This is a genomic window from Kribbella sp. NPDC050124 (assembly GCF_044460355.1).
Classification (GTDB): domain Bacteria; phylum Actinomycetota; class Actinomycetes; order Propionibacteriales; family Kribbellaceae; genus Kribbella.
Map to the genome: position 1 here is coordinate 121,298 of NZ_JBITJU010000001.1, position 21,476 is coordinate 142,773.

The following is a 21,476-nucleotide window of genomic DNA, read 5'->3' on the forward strand; positions in this document are numbered from 1 at the left end:
CGCCTCCATCGCCCGCTGCTCGCCGACGTCACGGCGCGATGACCGGCGGTGACGTCGCGTCCGCAGACTAGCCCAATCGACAGGTCGGCCCGGGCACACGAAGTACCCGGGCCGTCAGCCGCTGGTCAGCTGAGCGCGGTCGGGAGGGTGGCGGTCCAGGCGGTTCGGAGTTCGGTGAGTGGGATGTCGAACTGGTCCTGGACGTCGAGCGAGTCGCCGGTGATGACGCCGATCTTGGTGTGTGGGAAGCGTCGCGCCGTACACATGTCGGTGAACCGGACCTCTTCGGTGCGCGGTACGGCGACCACCGCACGGCCGGCCGACTCGGCGAACAGGAACAGGAACGGGTCGAGCCCGTCCGGAGCCCAGACGCGGGCGCCGACCCCACCACGCAGCGCGGACTCGACCAGGGTCTGCGCGACACCGCCGTCGCTGACGTCGTGCGCGGCGTCGATCAGCCCGTCGCGGGACGCGTTGATCAGGATGTCGGCCAGCTGCTGCTCGGCGGCCAGGTCGACCGCCGGCGGGCGGCCACCCAGGTGACCGTGGACGACGTGCGCCCACTCCGAGCCGGACAGCTCCTCGTCGGTCTCACCGAGCAGGTAGAGCTGGTGGCCTTCCATCTCCGCCGTGAAGCCGATCGGCGTACGGCGGGTGACGTCGTCGATCACGCCCAGCACACCGACCACCGGCGTCGGCAGGATCGGGGTCTCGCCGGTCTGGTTGTAGAACGACACGTTTCCACCGGTGACCGGGATGCCGAGCTCGATGCACCCGTCGACCAGGCCGCGGATCGCCTCCGCGAACTGCCACATCACCGCCGGGTCCTCGGGCGAGCCGAAGTTCAGGCAGTCCGTCACCGCGGCCGGGCGGGCGCCCGTGGTCGCGACGTTCCGGTAGGACTCGGCCAGCGCCAGCTTGGCGCCGGTGTACGGGTCCAGCTTGGCGAACCGGCCGTTGCAGTCGGTCGACACCGCGACCCCGAGGCCGCTGGTTTCGTCGACCCGGATCATCCCGCTGTCCTCGGGCTGCGCGAGCACCGAGTTGCCCAGCACGTACCGGTCGTACTGGTCCGTCACCCAGGACTTGTCACACAGGTTCGGCGAGGCGACCAGCTTCAGCAGCGTGTCCCGCAGCTCCGCGCCCGTGGTTGCCCGCGGCAACTTCTCGGCGCCGTCGGCCTGGAGCTCGTCCTGCCAGGCCGGGCGGGCGTAGGGACGCTCGTACACCGGACCCTCGTGCGCGACGGTCCGCGGCGGTACGTCGACCACCCGCTCACCGTGCCAGTCGATCTGCAGCCGGCCGGTGTCGGTGACCTCGCCGATCACGTCCGCCTGCACGTCCCACTTCGCGCAGATCTTCAGGAACGCCTCGACGTTGTCCGGCGTGACGACCGCCATCATCCGCTCCTGGGACTCGCTCATCAGGATCTCCTCCGGAGCGAGGGAGGCGTCCCGCAGCGGCACCTTGTCGAGTGAGACGAACATGCCGCCCTCACCCGCGCTGGCCAGCTCCGAGGTGGCGCAGGACAGCCCGGCGCCGCCGAGGTCCTGAATGCCCTCGACCACGTTCGCCTGGAACAGCTCGAGGGTGCACTCGATCAGCAGCTTCTCCATGAACGGGTCGCCGACCTGAACCGCGGGCCGCTTGGTCGGACCGCCCTCGGCGAAGGTCTCCGACGCGAGCACCGACACCCCGCCGATCCCGTCGCCACCGGTCTTGGCGCCGTACAGGATGATCTGGTTGCCGACGCCGGTCGCGTTCGCCAGGTGCAGGTCCTCGTGCCGCATCACGCCGACGCAGAGCGCGTTGACCAGCGGGTTGCCGAGGTACGTCGAGTCGAAGACGACCTCACCGCCGACGTTGGGCAGGCCGAGGCTGTTGCCGTAGCCGCCGATCCCGGACACGATCCCGGGCAGCACGCGCTTGGTGTCCGGCGCGTCCAGCGGGCCGAACCGCAGCGGGTCCATCACCGCGACCGGGCGCGCGCCCATCGCCAGGATGTCGCGGACGATGCCGCCGACCCCGGTCGCCGCGCCCTGGTACGGCTCGACGTACGACGGGTGGTTGTGCGACTCGACCTTGAAGGTGACCGCGTACCCCTCGCCGATGTCGATCACGCCGGCGTTCTCACCGATCCCGGCCAGCATCTTCCCGGCCGGCGTCTCCTGCGGGATCTCACCGAACTTGCGCAGGTGCACCTTGGACGACTTGTACGAGCAGTGCTCGCTCCACATCACCGAGTACATCGCCAGCTCGCAACTGGTCGGGCGGCGGTCCAGGATGTCCCGGATCCGCTGGTACTCGTCCGGCTTCAGGCCGAGCTCGGCCCACGGCTGCTCGACGTCAGGGGTGCTGCCGGCAACGGCAACGGTGTCGGTGGACATCAGGACTCCTGCACTAGGTGGGACTCAGGTGAAACGGTAGCGGGCTGCTCGGAGGCCACGAGGTGGGCCACCAGCAGTGGTAGGGCGAAACCGGTCATGATCGCGGGCAGCGTGACGCCGGCGTCGTTCAGCACCATGCCGACCAAGCCACAGGTCGACATCGCGAGCAGAGTGGGCCGGATCATCGGCAGACTCGTGTAGAAGGCCTTGTACTTCTCCGACGGCACGCGGTCCGGCAGCACGGTGGCCAGCATCGCCAGCACCACGCCGACGAGCATCGCCCAGCCGGATGGGCCGGCGAAGAACTGCACAGCCATGTCCAGCTTGCGGATCAGGATGTCGCTGACGTCGCCGTCGAGCAGCCGGGCCACGAACGTGCCGAAGTGGCTCCGCTGGTCCTCCGGCCGCAGGTAGTCGAGGAAGGCCACGGCAGACACCGCCAGTACGCCAGCCGCGCCCACACCGAGCAGTGCGCGCCAGGAGATGCTCCCGCGCCACGTCAGCCAGGCCATGAGCAGTACGGCGGGTGTCAGCGCGAGGATGCCGCCGAAGTCAGTCCCCCAGCCCGGGCGGCCGTCCACGACGATGGCAGCGCCCCCGATGACGAGCACTGCGAGCGCAGCCTGCTTCCTGCTCTGGTCGAGCAGCCTCTGTGCCGCCCAGCCCGCCATGATCAGCGCAGCGACCGCCAGCGTGGCGAACGTGGAGTTGCCGAAGCCGTAGAACCGCCCACCGATCACCGGCCCGTCGGTGAACATGCTGCCGAACTGCAGCGGCGTCCCGAGTACGCCGTCCACCAGCAAGATCCCGTACGCCGCCCCGGCGATCCCGAGGAATGCATAGCGTTTGAAGGCGATCTGAGCCACCGCAGCCAGCAAGGCGCTGATCCCGATCACCACGCAGTACAGGGAAAACGCAGGAGCCGGCCACCGCCACCACATCGTCGCCGTGGACAGGAACACCGCGATGAAGAACCCGCCCTGCGTCAGCAACGTGAAGACGAAGGTACGACGAGACAGCGGACTGCGCGTGATCACGAACCAGGCCAGCGCGATCAGCTCCGCGGCCAGGATCGTCAGCGACACCGCGAACAGCATCGGCCGCGGCTGCTCGAACCGCTCGTTGGTGTCGAGCCGCTCCTCGATCACGGCCGCTGCATCGGTGTGCCGGTCCCCGGTGAAGTGGATCTCGTTGCCGTCCAGCGGACCGGCCTTCTCCGACCCGGCCGGGTCGACGTCGGCGACGTCGCGTTCCTTGAGGATGGTCGCGGTCACGTCGGTCAGCTGGATCAGGCCCGGACGGCGGGTACTGTCACTGGTCAGCCAGCGCGGGCCGTCGTCCGGCGGCAGCTGCATGGCGACCAGCGGCTGCTGGTGCTCGTTGGCCATCGTCTGGCTGGTCCCGACCAGCAGGACCCAGCCGTCCGCGGCGCGCGCCTGACGGACCAGGTCGGCGACCTTCTTGCGGGCCTCGTCACGTCCTTCGCGCGGCGGCATCGGGCCAGCGTCGACGATGGCGTCGCCGCACTCGTTGCTCGCCAGCCGAGCCGCGTCGAACTCGGGCTGCCAGTTGGTCACCGATCCGTCGGTGCGGGCCAGCGCGACCGCAGCACCCGGGCCGAAGCCGCAGATCGCGTAGCCGGTCTGACCGAGGCGGCCGATGGGTGCTCCGGTGTGGTGCTCGGCCTGGCGGTCGACGTACGTCTGCCATCCCTCGACCTGACCGTTCACCACCGCCGGCAGTTCGCCACAGGGCTGGTCCGGGACGCTGCCCCAGGCCCGGGTGCCCGCACTGATCGTCAGCCAGCCGTCGACCGGACAGGTGTGCGGACCGGCCGACTTCACCGTGATCGAGCCGACGTGGGACTCGTTCACGAGTGCGGTCAGCTCAGGCGAGGCCTTCACGTCGTTCCAGGTCAGACCGGGGACGCCGATCACCACGACCTTCGCGAGCAGGCTGCTCGGCTGGGCGGCCGCCGTACCGGTGGTGACGAGCAGGACCGCCGCGGTGAGTAAGAGGGTGCGGACCAGGAGGCGCCGCAACCCGGTGGACCTCATCAGGAGGCGACGACGGCCTTCAGCACCGAGGTGAAGAAGCCCAGGCCGTCGGTTGTCGGGCCGGTCAGGGTCTCGACGCAGTGCTCGGGGTGCGGCATCAGGCCGACCACGTTGCCCCGCTCGTTGGTGATCCCGGCGATGTCGCGGTACGAGCCGTTCGGGTTCTCGCCCAGGTAGCGGGCGACGACCAGCCCCTCGCCTTCCAGCCGGTCCAGGGTCGCCTCGTCGGCGACGTACGAACCGTCCTGGTTCTTGAGCACGATGGTGATCTCGTGGTTGGCGTCGTAGTCGGACGTCCACGCGGTGCGGTTGTTCTCGATCCGCAGTGGCTGGTCCTTGCAGAGGAACTTGCGGTGGTGGTTCTTGATCAGGGCGCCGGGCAGCAGGTGCGACTCGCACAGCACCTGGAAGCCGTTGCAGATCCCGAGCACCGGGAGACCCTCGCCGGCCTTCTTGACGATCGTCTCCATCACCGGGGCGAACCGCGAGATGGCGCCGGCCCGGAGGTAGTCGCCGTACGAGAACCCGCCCGGCAGCACGACCGCGTCCACTCCGTGCAGGTCGGCGTCGGCGTGCCAGAGCGCGACCGGCTCGGCGCCGGCCACCGCGGCGGCGCGCCGGGCGTCGGCGTCGTCCAGCGAGCCCGGGAAGGTGACGACCCCGATCTTCATCAGGCGTCGACCTCGACGTGCAGGGTGTAGTCCTCGATCACCGGGTTGGCCAGCAGCGTGTCGGCGGCCTTGCGGATCTCGGCGACCCGCTCCTCGGTCGCCTCGCCGTCCAGGGTGATCTCGAACCGCTTGCCCTGGCGGACGTCGGCCACGCCGTCGAAGCCGAGCCGGCCGAACGCGCCGTGCACCGCCTTGCCCTGCGGGTCGAGGATCTCGGGCTTGAGCATGACGTCGACGACAACGCGAGCCACTGACTTACTCCAGGTCTCGTTCCGGGGTGACGCCTGAATCCTACCGACCGATGCCCAGTTCCCCCGCATCGGCCGGAATTCCGGACTATTCACTCAGTACATACACGCGGTGTATAGTCGCCGCATGGCCACTGCGGAGCTGGTGCTGGGACTGCTGTCACGCGGTCCTGCCCATGGGTACGACGTGAAGCGGGGTCATGACGCCTGGTTCCCGGACGGGCGTCCACTGGCGTTCGGGCAGGTCTACACAACGCTCGGGCGGCTGGAGCGGGACGGACTAGTCGAGGTGGTGGACAAGACCTCCGGCGGCGGTCCGGACCGGACGGTCTACGCGCTGACCAGCAAGGGCCGCGACCACCTCGCGGAGTGGCTCAGCGACCCGGTGCCACCGGCGTGGGGCAGTGCGGACGAGGTCCTGCGCAAGCTGGTCGCGGCGATCCGCACCGGTGGCGACGCGGCCGCGTTCCTGGCCCGGCAGCGCGCGAGCCATCTGCGCCGGATCCGGGAGCTGCGCGAGACACCCGCCGAGGACGACCCGACGTCACCGCTGGTCCGCGAGTACATCGTGGCTCACCTCGACGCGGACCTGCGCTGGCTGGACAGCGCCCTGGAACACATCTCCGAACAGAAGGAGCAGCGTCCATGAGCGCACTAGAGCTGAGTGGCGTCGAGTACTCCTACCGCCGCAACCCGGCGCTCAGGGGTGTGACGCTCCAGGTCGAGCCCGGCGAGGTGGTCGCGATCACCGGCGCCAGCGGCTGCGGCAAGTCCACGCTGCTGCACTGCGCGGCCGGCATCCTCACTCCGGACGCCGGCTCGGTCCGGGTGGCTGGGCAGGACCTGGCCGAGCTGCCGGAGGAGGAGCGCGCCCGGCTTCGCCGTACGAAGGTGGGCATCGTGCTGCAGTTCGGTCAGCTCGTGCCTGACCTCGCACTGGTCGACAACGTCGCGCTGCCGCTGCTGCTGGACGGGCATGAGCGAGCCGAGGCGCAGGAGACCGCGCTGGACTGGCTCAAGCAGGTGGGTATCGCCGACGAAGCCGATGCGGTGCCGGCTGAGCTCTCCGGCGGCCAGACCCAGCGAGCAGCCGTCGCCCGCGCTCTCATCACCGGACCATCCGTCGTCCTGGCCGACGAGCCGACCGGCAGCCTGGACAGCCGGGCCGGTCAGGAGCTGCTCGAGGTGTTGCTGCGGGCGTCGCGGTACCGCGGGGCCGCTCTGGTGATGGTGACGCACGACAACCTCATCGCGGCCTCGGCGGACCGGGAGATCAGGCTGCGCGACGGCGTCATCCAGCACGAGGTCTCGCTCTGATGACCCTCGAAACGCTCGTCCAGCTGGCTCGGTCGCGCACGCCCGCCGACCGCAGCCGCATCCAACTGGCCACAGCAGCCTTCGGCCTCAGTGGCGCGCTGCTGCTCGGCGCCCTGCGGATCGTGCGGCTAGGCGGGGGCGAACTGCCGGAGACCGTCTACAGCAACTACGTCGCCGAGAGCGGACTCCGCTCCGGACTGATCGCGATCCTGGTCATCCTCGCCGTACTCACCGGCGGTCTGGCCGTGCAGGCTCTGAGGCTCGGTACGGCGGCTCGCGAAAGGCGACTCGCTGCGCTGCGGTTGGCAGGTGCCTCCCGGAAGCAGGTGCGACAGCTGTCCGTGACCGACGCGGCAATGGCGGGGTTGGCCGGCGGACTGCTCGCAGGGCCGGTGTACCTGGTGCTCAGCCTGTTGCTGGGTGCGCTGCCGCGGATGGCCCGGATCCTGCCGGGTGCTGAGCTGCTGGACCTCCTCGCCTGGATCCCAGCGGTCGTCATGACGACAGCGGCCGGCGCACTGATCGGCGGCCTGCTCCACCGCGACCAGCTACTGCCGAGCACCGACCAACCGGAGCAGGTGCGCACCGGCATCATCGCCGGACCCGTGATGATCGTCCTCGGTCTGGTGACGGTTCGCTGGGCCGGGTACATCGCCTCGACCGTGCTCGTGGTCGGGCTGGCGCTGTTCTTCCTCAGCCTTGCCCCAGTGTGGATCCAGGCCCTCGGCCGCCGGCTCAAACGATCCGGTGACCCGGCCAACCTCCTGACGGGGGTCCGCCTGGTGACGGACTCCCGGTCGGCGAGCCGGATGGCGACTGTGCTCGCCTGCTGCGCCTTCCTGGTCGGCACGCTGGTCCACGGCACGATCGGCGTACTGGCGGAGAGCGACGAGCAGATGGCTGGGCGGACCGACTTCTACGTGACCGGGTACGTGCTCGGCGCGGTCGGCGTACTGCTGATCGTGTTGACCGGCATCGCCGCACTGGTCGTTGGTGTGGCCGACCAACTGGTCGACCAGCGTCGCCAGCTCGCATGCCTCACCGCACTGGGCGTGGACACGCGGTTCCTTCGCCGGGTGATCCGGAAGCAACTGACCGCAGTCGCCGCACCGGCACTCGCGAGCGGCATGCTCCTGGGCACGCTACTCGGGCTCGGCCGGCTGATAGGCGGACCCACCAGTCCGTTCCAGCCCACAGCACTGCTCGCCGCCGCCGGGCTGACCATCGCCGGCTGGCTGATCGGCCTGCTCGGCGGTGTCGCAGCCGGCCACCTGCTACGCAACCAAGTCCGGGACGCACTGGATCCCGAGAATCTGAGGGCAGCATGACTACGACTCTTCCTTTGGCCGTTGGGCCGGCGCTGCTGCTGGGCGTTCCGAACCGCATCACCCTGGTGCGTACCGTCGTCGCGATGGTGATCGCCGCCATCGCGTTCCGCACCGGCGCCCTGAGCTGGCTGGTGATCGGGTACGCCGCGTACTGGGTCGGCGACATGGCCGACGGCGCCGTCGCGCGGTACCGCAACGAGGAGTCCGTGGCCGGTGCGGTGTTCGACATCGTCTGCGACCGGGCCTGCTCGTTCCTGCTGGCGGCCGCGTTCATGGCCACGTTCCCGGCAACGATCGGACCGCTGGCGATCTTCCTGGTCCAGTTCGGCGTACTGGACACGATGCTGTCACTGGCCTTCCTGCTCTGGCCGGGCACGCTCAGCCCGAACTACTTCTACAAGGTCGACCGGCCGATCTGGCTGTGGAACTGGTCCAAGCCGGCCAAGGCGGTCAACACCGCGGCCGTGGTGATCTCGCTGATCATCGCCCACCAGACCGGCGCCCACTGGCTCCCGTACAGCGTCGCGATCGCCGCCCTGGTCGTGAAGGTCGTGTCCACCTACCGCCTCCTGACCATCCTCCGCGGCCGCCGCCCCGCCGTCCCGGCCGTCTGAGGGTTGGCTGTCAAGGGTGGAAGGGGGTCGATGGGGTGGGACCCTGGCCTGCCCCGGGAGTGGAGGTGGGGTGCGTGGCAACCTTGCTGACTGCCCTTAGCCTCGAGGTCATGTGGGTGTGGCAGCTGGCGCTGGCGGTGGGCTTCGGAATCGGGTCCGCCGTCGTGCCGGTGATGAACGCCGAGGCGTACGTCCTCGGCGTCGGCGTCTCCGGGGCGCTGGACCCGGTGGTCGCGGCGATCGGGGTGTCGGTCGGGCAGACGATCGGCAAGGTCGCGATGTTCCTGGCCGTCCGCTACCGCCCGGGGTACGCCGCCCGGAAGGCCAAGGAGCCGAAGGCGGTGAACCTGGACACCCGCTGGGGCCGCTTCGTCCAGTGGAACCGCGACGTCAGCAAACGCCTCCTCGATGCCATGAGCGACCGCCGCCTGGGCGCCCCCGTCACCTTGCTGAGCGCGTCCGTCGGCATCCCACCCCTGTACGGCGTCGCCCTCATCGGCGGCGCCTCCCGCATGGGCGTGATCACGTTCGGCCTGTCAGTCCTCGTCGGCCGCGCGGCGCGCTTCATCCTCCTCGCGCTCGGCGTCAGCCTGGTGTGAGGGCAGCGGACCGCCACGCCATCACAATCGCGCACTAGCCGGCGCTCCCCGCGCGCGTCCGGCCCCACGGCCACATTGTGATGGCTTGGCGGTCCGCTCACCCCTCGAACGTGCGCCCGGTCAACTGCTCGTACGCGTTGATGTAGGCGGCGCGGGTGCGCTCGACGACCTCCGCGGACAGTGGGGGCGGGGCCTCGCCGGACGTGCGGTCCCAGCCGGAGTCGAACTGGAGCCAGTCGCGGATGATCTGCTTGTCCAGCGACGGCTGCGGCCGACCCGGCTCCCACTGATCGGCCGGCCAGAACCGGCTCGAGTCCGGCGTCAGCACCTCGTCGGCGAGCACGATCGTCCCGTCCGCCCGGGCCCCGAACTCGAACTTCGTGTCCGCCACGATGATCCCGCGCTCCGCCGCCATCGCGTGCGCTCGGGTGTAGATGTCCAACGTGGTGTCCCGCAGCGCGGCCGCCGTCTCCGCGCCCACGGTCGCGACCACAGCTTCGTACGAGACGTTCTCGTCGTGTTCGCCCAGCTCGGCCTTGGTCGCCGGGGTGAAGATCGGCTCGTCCAGCCGCGACCCCTCGACCAGCCCCGGCTTCAGCGGGATCCCGCACACGCTGCCGGTCGCGTTGTAGTCGAGCAACCCGGAGCCGCTCAGGTACCCGCGCGCCACGCACTCGACCGGGAACATCGCGAGCTTCTCGCAGATCACCGCCCGCCCCGCGACCTCGGCCGGTACGTCGGTGGACAGGATGTGGTTCGGCACCCCGAGCACCTCGAACCACCACAGGCTCATCGCGGTGAGCACCTTGCCCTTGTCCGGGATCGGCGTCTCCAGCACCCAGTCGAACGCGCTCTGCCGGTCGCTGGCGACCATCAGCAGCTCGCCGGACTCCAGCTCGTACAGGTCCCGGACCTTGCCGGAGTGGATGTGCTTGGCGCCGGGAATCTCAGGGGCTGTGGTCACGCCCCCGATTGTTCCACCCGCCGCCGCCTGGTGCGGACCTGCACCACTCACCAAGTGCTACCGGAGCCCGGTGATGCCGCCCGCATGAGCGTGAACTGCTCGGTTCAGCCGTGGTTGGTGAGTGGTGCAGGTCCGCCAGTCATCGTCGCCGCAGGGCCACCAGCTTGCCGCCGAGTGCGAACACTCCGTCCCGGATCGCACACACCACCCGGTTCTCCACCTGACCGACCCGGCCGACGCCGCGCGACCGCTTGATCAGCTTCGTGGTCGCGGGCCGGCGATCGCGGTCATACGCCTGGAGCGCCGTACTCAGGTCGCCGGGCTCGGCCAGGTGCCTCGCGAGTGCGCCGGCATCCTCGATCGCCGAGCAGGCACCGCGGCCGAGGTTGGGCGTCATCGCGTGGGCGGCGTCGCCGAGGAGTACGACGCGACCGCGCACGAACGGGACCAACGGCGTCGACAGGTCGTAGATGTCGTTCTGCAGAACGGATTCCGGCGGCGTGCCCGCCAGGATCGCCGGGATCGGATCGTGCCAGCCGGCGAAGTCCGCGGTCACCGTCGCGTGGTCGCCACCCTGACCGGCCGGCTGGTTGGCCGTCGCGTACCAGTAGATCCGCCCGTCGATCAGCCGCGCGAACCCGAACCGTTGCCCGCGGCCCCAAGTCTCGCCACCACCGTCGTCGAGCCGCACGTCGGCAATCCCCCGGTACGCCGTGTAGCCCGAGTACTGCGGTCCCTTGAACTCCGGATAGAGCGCCCGCCGTACGATGCTCCGGATCCCGTCGGCCGCGACTACCAAGTCGGCCTGCAATTCGTCGTTGATCGTCACGCCGGTCGCGTCCTGCGTGAGCTTCGTAACGGTGTATCCGGTCCGGACCGTGATCCCGGGACCGAACTGATCCGTGATGAGCTCGTGCAGCTGCGCGCGGTGGATCATCACCGGTATCTCGACCCCGAGATCGGCCGCCTCCACCACCCACTGGCCGCCGGGCTTGCGCATCCCGGCCGGGTTCGACTCCACCGCCGCCTTCTCGACGCCCTTCACCCCGAGCTCTTCCAGTACGGCGACCGCCGACGGCCAGACCGAGATCCCGGCGCCCACCTCACCCAACTCCGGCGCCCGTTCCAGCACCGTGACCTGCCATCCGCACCGCTGCAGCGCGACAGCCGCCGTGACCCCGCCGATTCCCGCTCCCACCACGATCGCCGTACCCATGATCTAGACTCTACATCTGTAGAGTCCAGTTGAGAAGTGTCCGTTCGGAGATGGGAGACTGACCAGCGTGACGAAGCAGGTGCCGCTCGGCGCGGATCGGCGGGAGGCGATCGCCGACGCCGCGATCCATCTGGTCGCAACGCGCGGGCTGCGCGGGCTCACTCATCGCGCGGTCGACATGGAAGCCGGTCTGCCGCCGGGCTCGACGTCGTACTACCTCCGGACCAGGAACGCCCTGCTCACCGCCTGCGTGAACCGGATGCTCGCCCGCGATCTGGCCGCGTCGCCGAGCGTCGACGCGGGGGCGTCACCGGCCGACCTGCTGATCGAGCTGGTCGTCGGCTTGGCGCGAGACCGGCCGGACGACCTGGTCGCACGGTACGAGTTGTCGCTCGAGGCCAGTCGTCAGCCGGAGCTGCGGGCCGCGATCGACGAAGGCGGGCGGCAGTTGCGGGCCATGCTGGCGCAGTTGCTCGGCGGACTCGGCGTACCGGATCCTTTGGAAGCTGCGTGGCCGGCGGCGGCGATGTTGGATGGTCTGCTGTACGACCGCGTGGCCGGCGCCGGGGCCGCGATGTCGCAGGAGGATTTCGAGGGCGGCGTACGGCGCTCGGTCACGGCACTGCTGGACGGACTCAGAACCGGTCGGTGACCGTGACGAAGGTGAAGTAGCAGACGCCGAGCAGCATGCCGACGTGGCCGAGCACGGACAGGCCGGCCCCGGAACCCCACGCGTCCCCCTTCGTGTCCTCGGAGTGCCGGCCGCCGCTGGGCAGCCAACGGGCCAAGAGCAACAGTCCGAGCGCGGTCAGCAGCCACCACCCGGCAAGGATCAGCAGCGCGATCTCACGCCGACCGGTGACCAAGGCAATGACCCACCCGAGCAGCGTGAACACGCCGACGACCGTGTGCAGGCGCAGCAGGGCAGCGGAGTACCCGTGCCGGCCGGCGCCATGACCGGTGCCGTCGACAACGGTTCCGCCGAGGCGGACGCGCGTCAGCAGTACGACGACCGCACCCAGGGCGGTCAGGAACCAGGTGACGTTCGACCATTCCATCCCCCGATCCTTACCCCACCAACCCCCACCCCCAACCGTCCCCGCGTGTCGCAACCCACAGTCACCACTTTCCCGGCCCGCCCGGCCCAACCGGAAGCAAGTCCCAGTTGGGCCGGACTACCACCACCCAAGGGATTACCGCGCCCTGCGATGCCGCCCGAGTGGCGTCACCTGGCGGGCAGGGTGTCCGCCCTCAAACCCACCAGGCTGCTTGAGTGGACTCAGCTCGACTGCCCCGTTCGTTCATCTCAGCTGGTCTGCGTCTGCCCCGAGCCGTCGCCGGCACCGGTACCGGGCTGAGTGCCTTGCCCAGGCACAGTCCCCTGCCCAGGCAAGGTCCCCTGCCCTTGCCCGGTGCTCCCCTGCCCCGGAACCTGTCCTTGCTGCCCTTGCTGTCCGGGGAACTGACGACCACCTCCACCAGGCCCACCAAACTGATTCTGCTGAGTGTCGAACCCATCCCACGCGTGCCCAACCGCAGCACCCCCAAGAAACGCCAACACAGCCAACAAAGACCCCGCCCCAGCCAACACCAGATTGCTAGGCCGATTCCCGCCCTTCCCATCCCCCTGCTCCCCAACACCAGGAGCCCCGTACACCCCGCCGTACGCAGCCGCACCCCCGGCACCCCCAGCCGCCCCGGCCGATCCTGCGTTCGCCTGCGCACCCACCTCAGCAGCCGACGTGGTGGGGAACCCAGCGGTGCCACCGGAGCCGGACGCCTTGTCTGCACGAGCGGCCTGCCACTGCGCCTCGCCGTCGGGCACCTGCGCTCCGGCTGACGCGCCGGGCAGGCTCGGGCCGGCCAGGTGCGGGCCTGGAGTGCCACCCGCACTCGGGGTGGGGCCGATTGGGTGGTTGGTGGAGCGGTGAGTGGGGCCTTCGGGGGTTGGGGGGTTGGTGTTCTGAGTCATATCAAGTGCTCCGGTTCAGCTCGTGGTGGTTAGGTCGTAGACGGTTGTGTTGCCTACTGTTTGGGATTGGAAGGTTTCGGATACCCAGGTGGCTATTTCGTTGGAGGTGCCGTTGCGGCCGCCGCCGAAGCCGCCGGTTCCGCCGACGAAGTAGTGGATTTTGCCTTGGGCAACCAGTTCCTTGAACTCGGCCAGGGACGGCGCCGGGTCGGTGCCGTTGAAGCCGCCGATTGCCATGATGGGCTCGCCGGAGGCGATCTGCAGGGGCGCGGCGCCGTTCGCGGTGACCGCGGCGGCGGCCCACGTGTAGCCCTTGGCGCCGTTCTGCAGCAGCGTGATCAGCTCACTCGACACTCCACTGATTCCGCCCCCACCGAGGAACCCACCGACCCCACCAGTCCCCCGCCCAGTGGCCCCATTCCCGGTCGTCCCAGGCTGACCGGTCGTCCCCGGCACACCCGTCGTGCCGTTGCCAGTCGTCCCGTTCCCAGGACCGCCGGCGAACCCAGGCGGCGTGCCCATCCGACCCATGCCACCGCCAGGCCCACCACCCATACCGCCACCCGAAGGTCCAGCCGACGGCAGTGCGCCTGCGTGGGCGGTGTTGATCGTGTTCACCGAGTACGCCGTCGGTCCGGCCAGCGCAGTCACCGCGAGCAGCGTCGCCGCGAAGACCCCAGCCCGCCGAGCCGCAGTACGATGCAGCTGCAACTCCGGCAGGATCATCACCAGACCAGCCCCGAGTACGCCGGTCAGCAGCACGACCCACCGCAGCCACGGATGCCACGAAGGCGTCTGGTTCAGCAGCGCGAAGCCCCATCCGCCGGTCAGCAGCGCACCACCGGCCAGTGTTGCCCGCGGCAACCACTCGGATCGCCGCCGCCAGAGAACTGACATCGCGGCACCGATCAGCGCACCGATCGCCGGCGCCAGCGCGATCATGTAGTAGCTGTGGATGATCCCCTGCATGTAACTGAACGTCAGCCCAGTCACAACCAGCCAACCACCCCACAGTACGGCGAACGCCCGCGTCTTGTCCGTCCGCGAAGCCTTGCCCGAGGCGACGATCAGCACGATCGTCGCGAGCAGCGCCGCCGGCAGCAGCCACGCGATCTGCGAGGCGAACTCACCACCGAACAGCCGCTGCAGCCCGGTCGCACCACCCCACCCCGCGCCACCGGTCCCGCCGCCAACCGACCCGGTCTCGTTCCCGTTCAACCGGCCGAGGCCGTTGTAGCCCAACGTCAGCTCGAGAATGCTGTTGTTCTGCGAACCACCGATGTACGGCCGCGCCGACGCCGGCATCAGCTCCACGATCGCGATCCACCAGCCGGCGCTGACGATCAGCGAGACCAGCGCCAGCACACTGTGCACGATCCGCTTCCCGAGCGCCGGCTTCCCAGCGATCAGATACGCCAGGCCGAACGCCGGCAGGATCAGGAAGGCCTGCAGCATCTTGGTCAGGAACCCGAAGCCCACGAAGGCACCGGCCAGCATCATCCACCGCGCCGCGTGCTTGTCCGAGTCGATCGCCCGGGTCACCGCCCAGGCACCGGCGCAGAGCAGCAGGATCAGCAGCGCGTCCGGGTTGTTGAACCGGAACATCAGTACGGCGACCGGCGTCAGCGCGAGGATCGCACCGGCCAGCAGGGCCGCGTTGGCGGAGAACCAGCGCCGGACCGACACGTAGACGAAGCCGACACTCGCGACGCCCATCAGCGCTTGAGGGATCAGCATGCTCCAGATGCCGAAGCCGAAGATCCGCCCGGACAGGCCCATCACCCACAGCGATGCGGGCGTCTTGTCGACGGTGATGAAGCTGGACGCGTCGAGCGACCCGAAGAACCACGCCTTCCAGCTCTCGGACCCGGCCTGCACCGCGGCCGCGTAGTACTCATTGGCGTAGCCGTTCTTGGACAGGCCCCACAGGTACGCGATCGCGGTCAGGACGAGCAGGCCGCCGTACAGGATCTTGTCCCGGCCGATCGTGTACGGCGTGGCGACCGCACGTGGTCCGGCCCGGCGTGGTGTCGCCTCGACGGGATCAGTAATCGTGGCCATCAGTTGCTCCGGGTCTGGTCGAGAACCGCCGGCGGTTCGAAGGTTGGCAAGGTGGGCGCGTCGTCGTCGAAGACCCACGTCTGGAAGAGGCTGAACCGGACCACGGTCGCGGCCAGGTTCGCGAGAGTGAGAACGGTGATCTCCACCGCCTGGTGCGGTACGGCGACCGCCGTGTGCAGCAGCCACAGCGAAGACGCGGTCAGCGTCCAGCCGATGCCGAAGGTCACGAGTCCACGGAGCTGATGCCGCCAGCGGTTCTCCACGCCACGGACTCCGAACGTGACCCGGCGGTTGAGTGCGGTGTTGCCGACGGCGGTGATGAGTAGCGCGAGCACGTTCGCCACCTGGGCGGGCATGCCTTGCCGCAGCACGAGATAGAGCAGCGCGTACGCCGCCGTGCTCAGCACCCCGATCGCGCAGAAGCGCAGCACCCGCGCGGCAAGCGCCGTCCGGGGATCGAGGATCCGGGGCCGGCCGAACGCCAGCCGCACCGGCTCGAGGTCGACCTGACCGCGGCCGAGAGTCCGCATCAGCCGCGAGATCCCCCGCAGATCCTCGCCGACCGTCCTGGCGATCGCGACACGCGAGTCGAGGTCGTCCACCCAGTCCACCGGTACTTCGTGGATCCGCAGCCCGGCCTTCTCCGCCAGCACCAGCAGCTCGGTGTCGAAGAACCAGCTGGTGTCCTCGATCAGCGGCAGCAGCTGCTGCGCCACGTCGGCGCGGATCGCCTTGAACCCGCACTGGGCGTCCGAGAAGTGTGCACTCAAGGTTGCCCGTAGCAATAGGTTGTACGACCGGGAGATGAACTCCCGCTTCGGCCGCCGAACCACCCGCGAGCCGTTCGACAACCGAGTGCCGATGGCAACGTCACTGTGGCCGGCGAACAGCGGCGCCACCAGCGGCAGCAACGCGTTCAGGTTGGTGGACAGGTCGACGTCCATGTACGCGAGCACGTCCGCGGTGCTCTCGGACCAGACCTTCTTCAGCGCGCGGCCGCGGCCGGACTGCTCGAGCCGGACGACCCGGACGCCGTTCAGCTCGAGGGCGAGCAGCGCGGCGATCTCGTAGGTCGCGTCGGTGCTTCCGTTGTCCGCGATGCAGACCTCGGCCGGAAAGGGGAAGGCGGAGTCCAGGAACTCACGCAGCCGCCTGATGTTCGGACCGAGGTCGTTCTCCTCGTTCTTGACGGGCACGACGATCTCGACCCGAGGATGACCTGAAATCTGCATGGCACTGATGCTGTCCGGTGAACCTGAGCCAGCCCCTGCGCTCACCTGGCAGTTTCCTGGGAGTCGGCGACATGCGCCCATCCGCGAGCCGCCGTCGTCCGAAATAGAGTTGAGGTTCCGTCATCACTGCCCGGGGGGTTGGTCATGGTCGTGTCCGCTGCTCAACGTTTCGCCCGGATCGCCACCGCGGAGCGGCCCTCGGACGCCAGGGTTCTGATGCGGCGCGCGATCGTGCTCGGCGCGAGCATGGCCGGCCTGATGGCGGCGCGGGTGCTCAGCGACCACGCCGACGAGGTGCTGGTGATCGAGCGGGACACCTCCGAGGAGTCCAGTTCGCCGCGGCCCGGCGTACCGCAGGGCAGTCAGGTGCACGCGCTCCTGCCGGCCGGCCACACGCAACTCGACCGCTGGTTCCCGGGCTTCACGGCCGAAGCGCTCGCCGCCGGCGCGACGAATCCGGACCCGGAGACGATCCGGAACTACGTGAACGGCGACCTCCGCCCGCTCCCCCCGCGAGACGCGCTCGGCATCTCGCTGGTGAGCACCCGGCCGTTCCTGGAATCCCTGGTACGGCGACGCGCGCTTGCGATCGGCAACATCAAGCTCGTCCACGGGCGCGCGGACGGCATCGAGTTCACCGGCGACCGAGTGAGCGCAGTCCGGTACCAGCCGACCGAGGGCGCAGAGCTCGTCATCGAAACCGCCGACCTGATCGTCGACGCGACCGGACGGTCGAGCCGGCTGAGCGACTGGTTGAAAGCAGCCGGCTGGCCGCAGCCGCCGATGCGGCGGATGCCCATCAAGCTCAACTACGCGAGCGCGCTGTTCAAGCAGGACCCGAACATCTCCGACATCGGGATCTCGATCGCCCAGAACCAACCCGGCAGCGGCCAGCCACCGCGACAGGGCGGCGTCCTCGCGGTCGAAGGCGACCGCTGGCTGGTGCTGGTGGCCGGGTACGCCGACGACCGGCCGACCCGCGATCTCGAGGACTTCCGGAAGCGCTGCCGGGTCGACTTTCCACCGGCGTTCGGGCAGATCGCTGACCACGGCGAGCTCATTGGTGAGGTGATGACCTATCACCAGGCCGACAGCCGGCGCCGCGACTACGACAAGCTGGAGCGCATCCCGGCCGGCCTGATCGTCGCCGGGGACGCGGTCGCGTCCTTCAACCCGGTCTACGGCCAAGGGATGACGTCGGCGACACTCCATGCCTCGTGCCTGTCGGCGTACCTGCGCTCCAACCCGTCGCTCGACGAACCGGCGACGGCTTACTTCGACGACGTACGCGTCGTGGTCGACGCCGCCTGGCAGGTCTCGACGTTCGCCGACCTCGCGCTACCGCACGTCGACGGGCCGTACCCACGCGGCTATCGCCTCGTGAAGGCGATCTCGGGCCTCGTCTTCCAGGCTGCAGCGGGCGATCCGCACGTCAACGTCCAGTTCAACCGGGTCACGACGATGCTCGACCATCCGAGCGCCCTGGCCCGCCCGCAGACGCTGCTACGCGCTCTCCGCTGGAAGCTGCTCCCGGGTATGGCGTAGCCACAGCAACCCGAGGACCGGAAGGACCAGCGGGACGAAGCCGTATCCCTGGCCGAAGTGCGACCACACCGTGGCGTCCGGGAAGTCCTCCGGTACGGCGTAACTGAAAGCGCCGATCGCGATCACGCCGACAAGCTCGATCAGGATCGCGACCAACGCGATCCGGCGGGAGACCTTGGTCGCCTTGGCCAGCGCGAACGTCGCCGCGCAGTAGATGACCGCGGCAACGGCCGACAGGATGTACGCGATCGGGGCCTCGTCGAACTGGGTGGCGATCTGCACACTGGCCCGTGCGGTCGCGGACAGCGCGAAAACGCCGTACACCAGGATCAGGATCCGGCCCGGACCGTGTCTGGTCGCCGCTGCGTCGGTCATCTCAGGTGGTCCAGATCACGTGCAGGCGCTGCTCCACCACCGGGATCACCAGGCACGCGAACGCCAACGCGCCCGCGCCCCACCGGCTGCTCTCCGCCAACGCCCACAGCGCGCCGAGCGGCAGCACGATCAGCCCGCCGATCAGGTAGCCGACGAAGAAGACACCGGAGACGTCCCGGTCGGTGCCGGCCAACTGGACGATGCCGATGACGAGCTGCGCCAGCAGCCCGACCTCGATGACGCCGAGGATCGCCAGCAGCGTCCAGTTGATCCGCTTGTCGCGCGCAGCCAGCACGATGGCGAACACCATCGCGGCCAGCGAGAGGGCGACCAGCGCCCAGGTGAGCGGTTCGAACACGAGCTAGAGAATGTCACCCGGGGTGTAGGCGGCGGCCTCGGGGTGGCGCTTCGCGAGCTCGTCGATCTTCGCGACCACGGTGTTCACCTGGTCCACGGCCGCGCCGGTGAAGGACAGCGGCTCGCCGACGATGCCGACGATCTGCTCCTCGGTGAGGCCGAGCCGGCCGTCCGTCCCGAGGCGGTGGAACAGGTCGTTCGCCGCCAGGCCCTTGCGCAGGTCGAGGGCGGTGGCGACCGCGTGCTCCTTGATCACCTCGTGGGCGGTCTCCCGCCCGACGCCGTTCTTGACCGCGGCCATCAGCACCTTGGTCGTGGTCAGGAACGGCAGGTACCGCTCCAGCTCCCGGCCTACCACGGCCGGGTAGACCCCGAACTCGTCCAGCACGGTGAGGAAGGTCTCGAACAGCCCGTCCAGCGCGAAGAACGCGTCCGGCAGCGCGACCCGCCGTACGACGGAACAGAAGACGTCGCCCTCGTTCCACTGGTTGCCGGCCAGCTCACCGGCCATCGAGGCGTACCCGCGGAGGATCACCGCGAGGCCGTTCACCCGCTCGCAGGACCGGGTGTTCATCTTGTGCGGCATCGCCGAGGAACCGACCTGGCCCTCCTTGAACCCCTCGGTGACGAGCTCGTGCCCGGCCATCAGCCGGATCGTGGTCGCCAGGCTCGACGGTCCCGCCGCGAGCTGGACCAGCGCCGAGACCACGTCGTAGTCGAGCGACCGCGGGTACACCTGGCCGACACTCGTCAGCGTCCGGCTGAACCCGAGGTGCTCGGCGATCCCGGTCTCCAGCTGCGCCAGTTTGGCCGGGTCGCCGCCGAACAGGTCGAGCATGTCCTGCGACGTACCCACCGGGCCCTTGATGCCGCGCAGCGGGTACCGCTCGATCAGCTCCTCGATCCGGGCGATCGCGACCAGCAACTCGTCCGCAGCCGAGGCGAACCGCTTGCCCAGCGTGGTCGCCTGCGCCGCCACGTTGTGCGACCGCCCGGTCAGCACCAGCGCCGCGTGATCTGCCGCCTGCTGGCCGAGCCGTACGGCGGTCGCCACCGCGCGATCGCGGACGAGTTCGAGACCGGCCCGGATCTGGAGCTGTTCGACGTTCTCGGTCAGGTCGCGGCTGGTCATGCCCTTGTGGATGTGCTCGTGCCCGGCGAGCGCGCTGAACTCCTCGATCCGCGCCTTCACGTCGTGCCGGGTGACCCGCTCCCGGGCCGCGATCGACTCCAGGTCGACCTGGTCGATCACCCGCTCGTAGTCCTCGACCACGCCGTCCGGCACCGCGACACCGAGCTCCTTCTGAGCCTTCAGCACCGCCACCCAGAGCCGCCGCTCGAGCACGATCTTGTGCTCCGGCGACCACAGCTGGGCCATCGACAGACTGGCGTAGCGGGACGCGAGAACGTTGGGAATCCGGGGCTTGCTCGAACTTGGCACGAGCCCCATTGTCCCAGAACCTCAACCTTCGACAGTCAGCAGTCCACAGACCTGCTCGGCGGCATTCGCCGTACAGAGCAGATAGGTGCCGTCGGCGGCGATCTCCGGCACCACCACGCGATCCGGCCCGGGTCCGCTGATCCCGACGTCGACCCAGCCGGCGTCACGTGACCACTGCGGCGTGTGCCCCACCGGGTCACCCCAGTCGGACGTCAGGTAGTACAGGACTTTGTCCGGCTCGGTCGGCTTCGCCAGCTGGAACGCGATCCCCCGCGGCGTCGCCTCCGGGAAGGTCAGCGCCACGATCTGCCCCGGTCGCGCGGTGGCCGGGGTGATCGTCATCCCCGTCGGATGGCTCGGTGGGTTCTCAGCCACGTTCTCGGCCCGATCCCACGGCACCACCGCACCGACGACTGCCGCCGCCACAACGACAGCCGCCACCGCGGACCATCCCGCCGTACGCCGACGTCGCCTGGCAGCCGCCGTGGTCAGCACTGTGTCGAAGTCCGCACTCGACTCCGCAGACCGGCGGTCGGCGAGCACCTGCAACTCCTGCTTCAGATCAGGCATGGTCGTCACTCCTCAACGCCGCGCCCAGCGCCTCCCGGCCCCGAGCCAGCCGCGACTTCACGGTGCCCTCGGCGATCCCGAGGGTGTCTGCCACCTGCGCGACGCTCAGATCACAGACGTAGTAGAGGACGACGACCTGTCGCGTCGGCATCGGCAGCCCGGCCAACGCTTGCTCGAGATCACCGCCGTACGCCTCCGCCGGATCAGGCGCAGCTTGCTCGCGCGGCAGCCGGTGGAACAGCCCGGTGAGGCGGCTGCGGTCGCGGTGCCGGTTGGCAGCCAGTCGTACGGCGACCAGGCGCACCCAGGCCTCCGGAGCGTCGTACCGCGAGACCTTGCCCCAGCGCGGCACCAGCCGGACGAACGCCTCCTGAACAATGTCCTCAGCCTCGGCGCGCGACCCAGTCAGCAGCGAGACCACGCCAACCAACCGAGGCTGCTGCGCGGAGTAGAACTCCCGCAGCCCGTCGCCGTCCGCCGTCCCCATACCTCAGTACACCCCGGGACGGCAGCCGCGGTTCC

Annotated in this window: 21 protein-coding genes; 7 read left to right on the forward strand and 14 right to left on the reverse strand. The window is 69.4% G+C overall.

Annotated features, from left to right (window positions below; translation table 11 throughout):
• Positions 1–125: 125 nt before the first annotated feature.
• Genes purL through purS form a run of 4 tightly spaced genes read right to left on the reverse strand, consistent with a single transcriptional unit; the run spans position 126 to position 5,366 of the window.
• Positions 126–2,387 (reverse strand): phosphoribosylformylglycinamidine synthase subunit PurL, encoded by a 2,262-nt coding sequence (purL, locus tag ACIBL3_RS00635; RefSeq protein WP_396351028.1) that lies wholly within the window; start codon positions 2,385–2,387, stop codon positions 126–128.
• Positions 2,387–4,444: a hypothetical protein gene (locus ACIBL3_RS00640; RefSeq protein WP_396351029.1), complete on the reverse strand. Its 2,058-nt coding sequence runs from the start codon at positions 4,442–4,444 to the stop codon at positions 2,387–2,389. Before ACIBL3_RS00640 ends, purL begins: the two co-directional genes overlap by 1 nt.
• On the reverse strand, positions 4,444–5,115 hold the full coding sequence (gene purQ, locus ACIBL3_RS00645) for a phosphoribosylformylglycinamidine synthase subunit PurQ (protein ID WP_396351030.1): 672 nt from the start codon (positions 5,113–5,115) through the stop codon (positions 4,444–4,446). Before purQ ends, ACIBL3_RS00640 begins: the two co-directional genes overlap by 1 nt.
• Complete coding sequence (gene purS, locus ACIBL3_RS00650) at positions 5,115–5,366, reverse strand: phosphoribosylformylglycinamidine synthase subunit PurS (RefSeq protein ID WP_360514988.1); 252 nt, start codon at positions 5,364–5,366, stop codon at positions 5,115–5,117. The genes purQ and purS overlap by 1 nt, the downstream gene beginning before the upstream one ends.
• Before the next feature lie 124 nt (positions 5,367–5,490).
• On the opposite strand from purS, the gene ACIBL3_RS00655 reads away from it, so the two are divergent.
• From ACIBL3_RS00655 to ACIBL3_RS00675, 5 genes are all read left to right on the forward strand, one after another.
• A complete protein-coding gene (locus ACIBL3_RS00655; RefSeq protein ID WP_396351031.1) occupies positions 5,491–6,012 on the forward strand; it encodes a helix-turn-helix transcriptional regulator in 522 nt (173 codons plus the stop codon).
• Positions 6,009–6,680, forward strand: a complete 672-nt coding sequence (locus ACIBL3_RS00660) for an ABC transporter ATP-binding protein (protein WP_396351032.1) — start codon at positions 6,009–6,011, stop codon at positions 6,678–6,680. Before ACIBL3_RS00655 ends, ACIBL3_RS00660 begins: the two co-directional genes overlap by 4 nt.
• The gene (locus ACIBL3_RS00665) at positions 6,680–8,008 is read left to right on the forward strand and encodes a hypothetical protein (protein WP_396351033.1); all 1,329 of its coding nucleotides are present in this window, start codon (positions 6,680–6,682) and stop codon (positions 8,006–8,008) included. Before ACIBL3_RS00660 ends, ACIBL3_RS00665 begins: the two co-directional genes overlap by 1 nt.
• Entirely contained in the window at positions 8,005–8,622 is a 618-nt protein-coding gene (locus tag ACIBL3_RS00670) for a CDP-alcohol phosphatidyltransferase family protein (RefSeq protein ID WP_396351034.1), read from the forward strand. The genes ACIBL3_RS00665 and ACIBL3_RS00670 overlap by 4 nt, the downstream gene beginning before the upstream one ends.
• A gap of 110 nt (positions 8,623–8,732) precedes the next feature.
• Entirely contained in the window at positions 8,733–9,221 is a 489-nt protein-coding gene (locus ACIBL3_RS00675) for a hypothetical protein (RefSeq protein ID WP_396351035.1), read from the forward strand.
• A gap of 97 nt (positions 9,222–9,318) precedes the next feature.
• Here the strand turns inward: ACIBL3_RS00675 and ACIBL3_RS00680 are convergent, their stop codons facing one another.
• Together ACIBL3_RS00680 and ACIBL3_RS00685 are read right to left on the reverse strand one after the other, a co-directional pair.
• Entirely contained in the window at positions 9,319–10,185 is an 867-nt protein-coding gene (locus tag ACIBL3_RS00680) for a phosphoribosylaminoimidazolesuccinocarboxamide synthase (RefSeq protein WP_396351036.1), read from the reverse strand.
• 139 nt (positions 10,186–10,324) lie between these two features.
• Complete coding sequence (locus ACIBL3_RS00685) at positions 10,325–11,401, reverse strand: FAD-dependent monooxygenase (RefSeq protein WP_396351037.1); 1,077 nt, start codon at positions 11,399–11,401, stop codon at positions 10,325–10,327.
• A gap of 67 nt (positions 11,402–11,468) precedes the next feature.
• On the opposite strand from ACIBL3_RS00685, the gene ACIBL3_RS00690 reads away from it, so the two are divergent.
• Positions 11,469–12,053 (forward strand): TetR/AcrR family transcriptional regulator, encoded by a 585-nt coding sequence (locus ACIBL3_RS00690; protein WP_396351038.1) that lies wholly within the window; start codon positions 11,469–11,471, stop codon positions 12,051–12,053.
• On the opposite strand, the gene ACIBL3_RS00695 is transcribed toward ACIBL3_RS00690, so the two are convergent.
• The 3 genes from ACIBL3_RS00695 to ACIBL3_RS00705 all read right to left on the reverse strand — a co-directional run bounded on the left by ACIBL3_RS00695 (position 12,037) and on the right by ACIBL3_RS00705 (position 16,666).
• Positions 12,037–12,459, reverse strand: a complete 423-nt coding sequence (locus ACIBL3_RS00695; protein ID WP_396351039.1) for a hypothetical protein — start codon at positions 12,457–12,459, stop codon at positions 12,037–12,039. The two genes, ACIBL3_RS00690 and ACIBL3_RS00695, sit on opposite strands and share 17 nt — an antisense overlap.
• Positions 12,460–13,388: 929 nt before the next feature.
• Positions 13,389–15,434 (reverse strand): ArnT family glycosyltransferase, encoded by a 2,046-nt coding sequence (locus ACIBL3_RS00700; RefSeq protein ID WP_396351040.1) that lies wholly within the window; start codon positions 15,432–15,434, stop codon positions 13,389–13,391.
• Positions 15,434–16,666, reverse strand: a complete 1,233-nt coding sequence (locus ACIBL3_RS00705) for a glycosyltransferase (RefSeq protein ID WP_396351041.1) — start codon at positions 16,664–16,666, stop codon at positions 15,434–15,436. The genes ACIBL3_RS00700 and ACIBL3_RS00705 overlap by 1 nt, the downstream gene beginning before the upstream one ends.
• A gap of 144 nt (positions 16,667–16,810) precedes the next feature.
• On the opposite strand from ACIBL3_RS00705, the gene ACIBL3_RS00710 reads away from it, so the two are divergent.
• Complete coding sequence (locus tag ACIBL3_RS00710; protein WP_396351042.1) at positions 16,811–18,211, forward strand: FAD-dependent oxidoreductase; 1,401 nt, start codon at positions 16,811–16,813, stop codon at positions 18,209–18,211.
• Here the strand turns inward: ACIBL3_RS00710 and ACIBL3_RS00715 are convergent.
• Genes ACIBL3_RS00715 through ACIBL3_RS00735 form a run of 5 tightly spaced genes read right to left on the reverse strand, consistent with a single transcriptional unit; the run spans position 18,170 to position 21,441 of the window.
• On the reverse strand, positions 18,170–18,586 hold the full coding sequence (locus ACIBL3_RS00715; RefSeq protein WP_396351043.1) for a hypothetical protein: 417 nt from the start codon (positions 18,584–18,586) through the stop codon (positions 18,170–18,172). The genes ACIBL3_RS00710 and ACIBL3_RS00715 overlap by 42 nt on opposite strands.
• 1 nt (position 18,587) lies before the next feature.
• Entirely contained in the window at positions 18,588–18,944 is a 357-nt protein-coding gene (locus ACIBL3_RS00720) for a hypothetical protein (protein ID WP_396351044.1), read from the reverse strand.
• A 3-nt stretch (positions 18,945–18,947) separates the two neighbouring features.
• Positions 18,948–20,393: an adenylosuccinate lyase gene (gene purB, locus ACIBL3_RS00725; protein ID WP_396351045.1), complete on the reverse strand. Its 1,446-nt coding sequence runs from the start codon at positions 20,391–20,393 to the stop codon at positions 18,948–18,950.
• 12 nt (positions 20,394–20,405) lie between these two features.
• Positions 20,406–20,954, reverse strand: a complete 549-nt coding sequence (locus ACIBL3_RS00730) for a hypothetical protein (RefSeq protein WP_396351046.1) — start codon at positions 20,952–20,954, stop codon at positions 20,406–20,408.
• Positions 20,947–21,441: a SigE family RNA polymerase sigma factor gene (locus ACIBL3_RS00735; RefSeq protein ID WP_396351047.1), complete on the reverse strand. Its 495-nt coding sequence runs from the start codon at positions 21,439–21,441 to the stop codon at positions 20,947–20,949. Before ACIBL3_RS00735 ends, ACIBL3_RS00730 begins: the two co-directional genes overlap by 8 nt.
• Positions 21,442–21,476 lie beyond the last annotated feature (35 nt).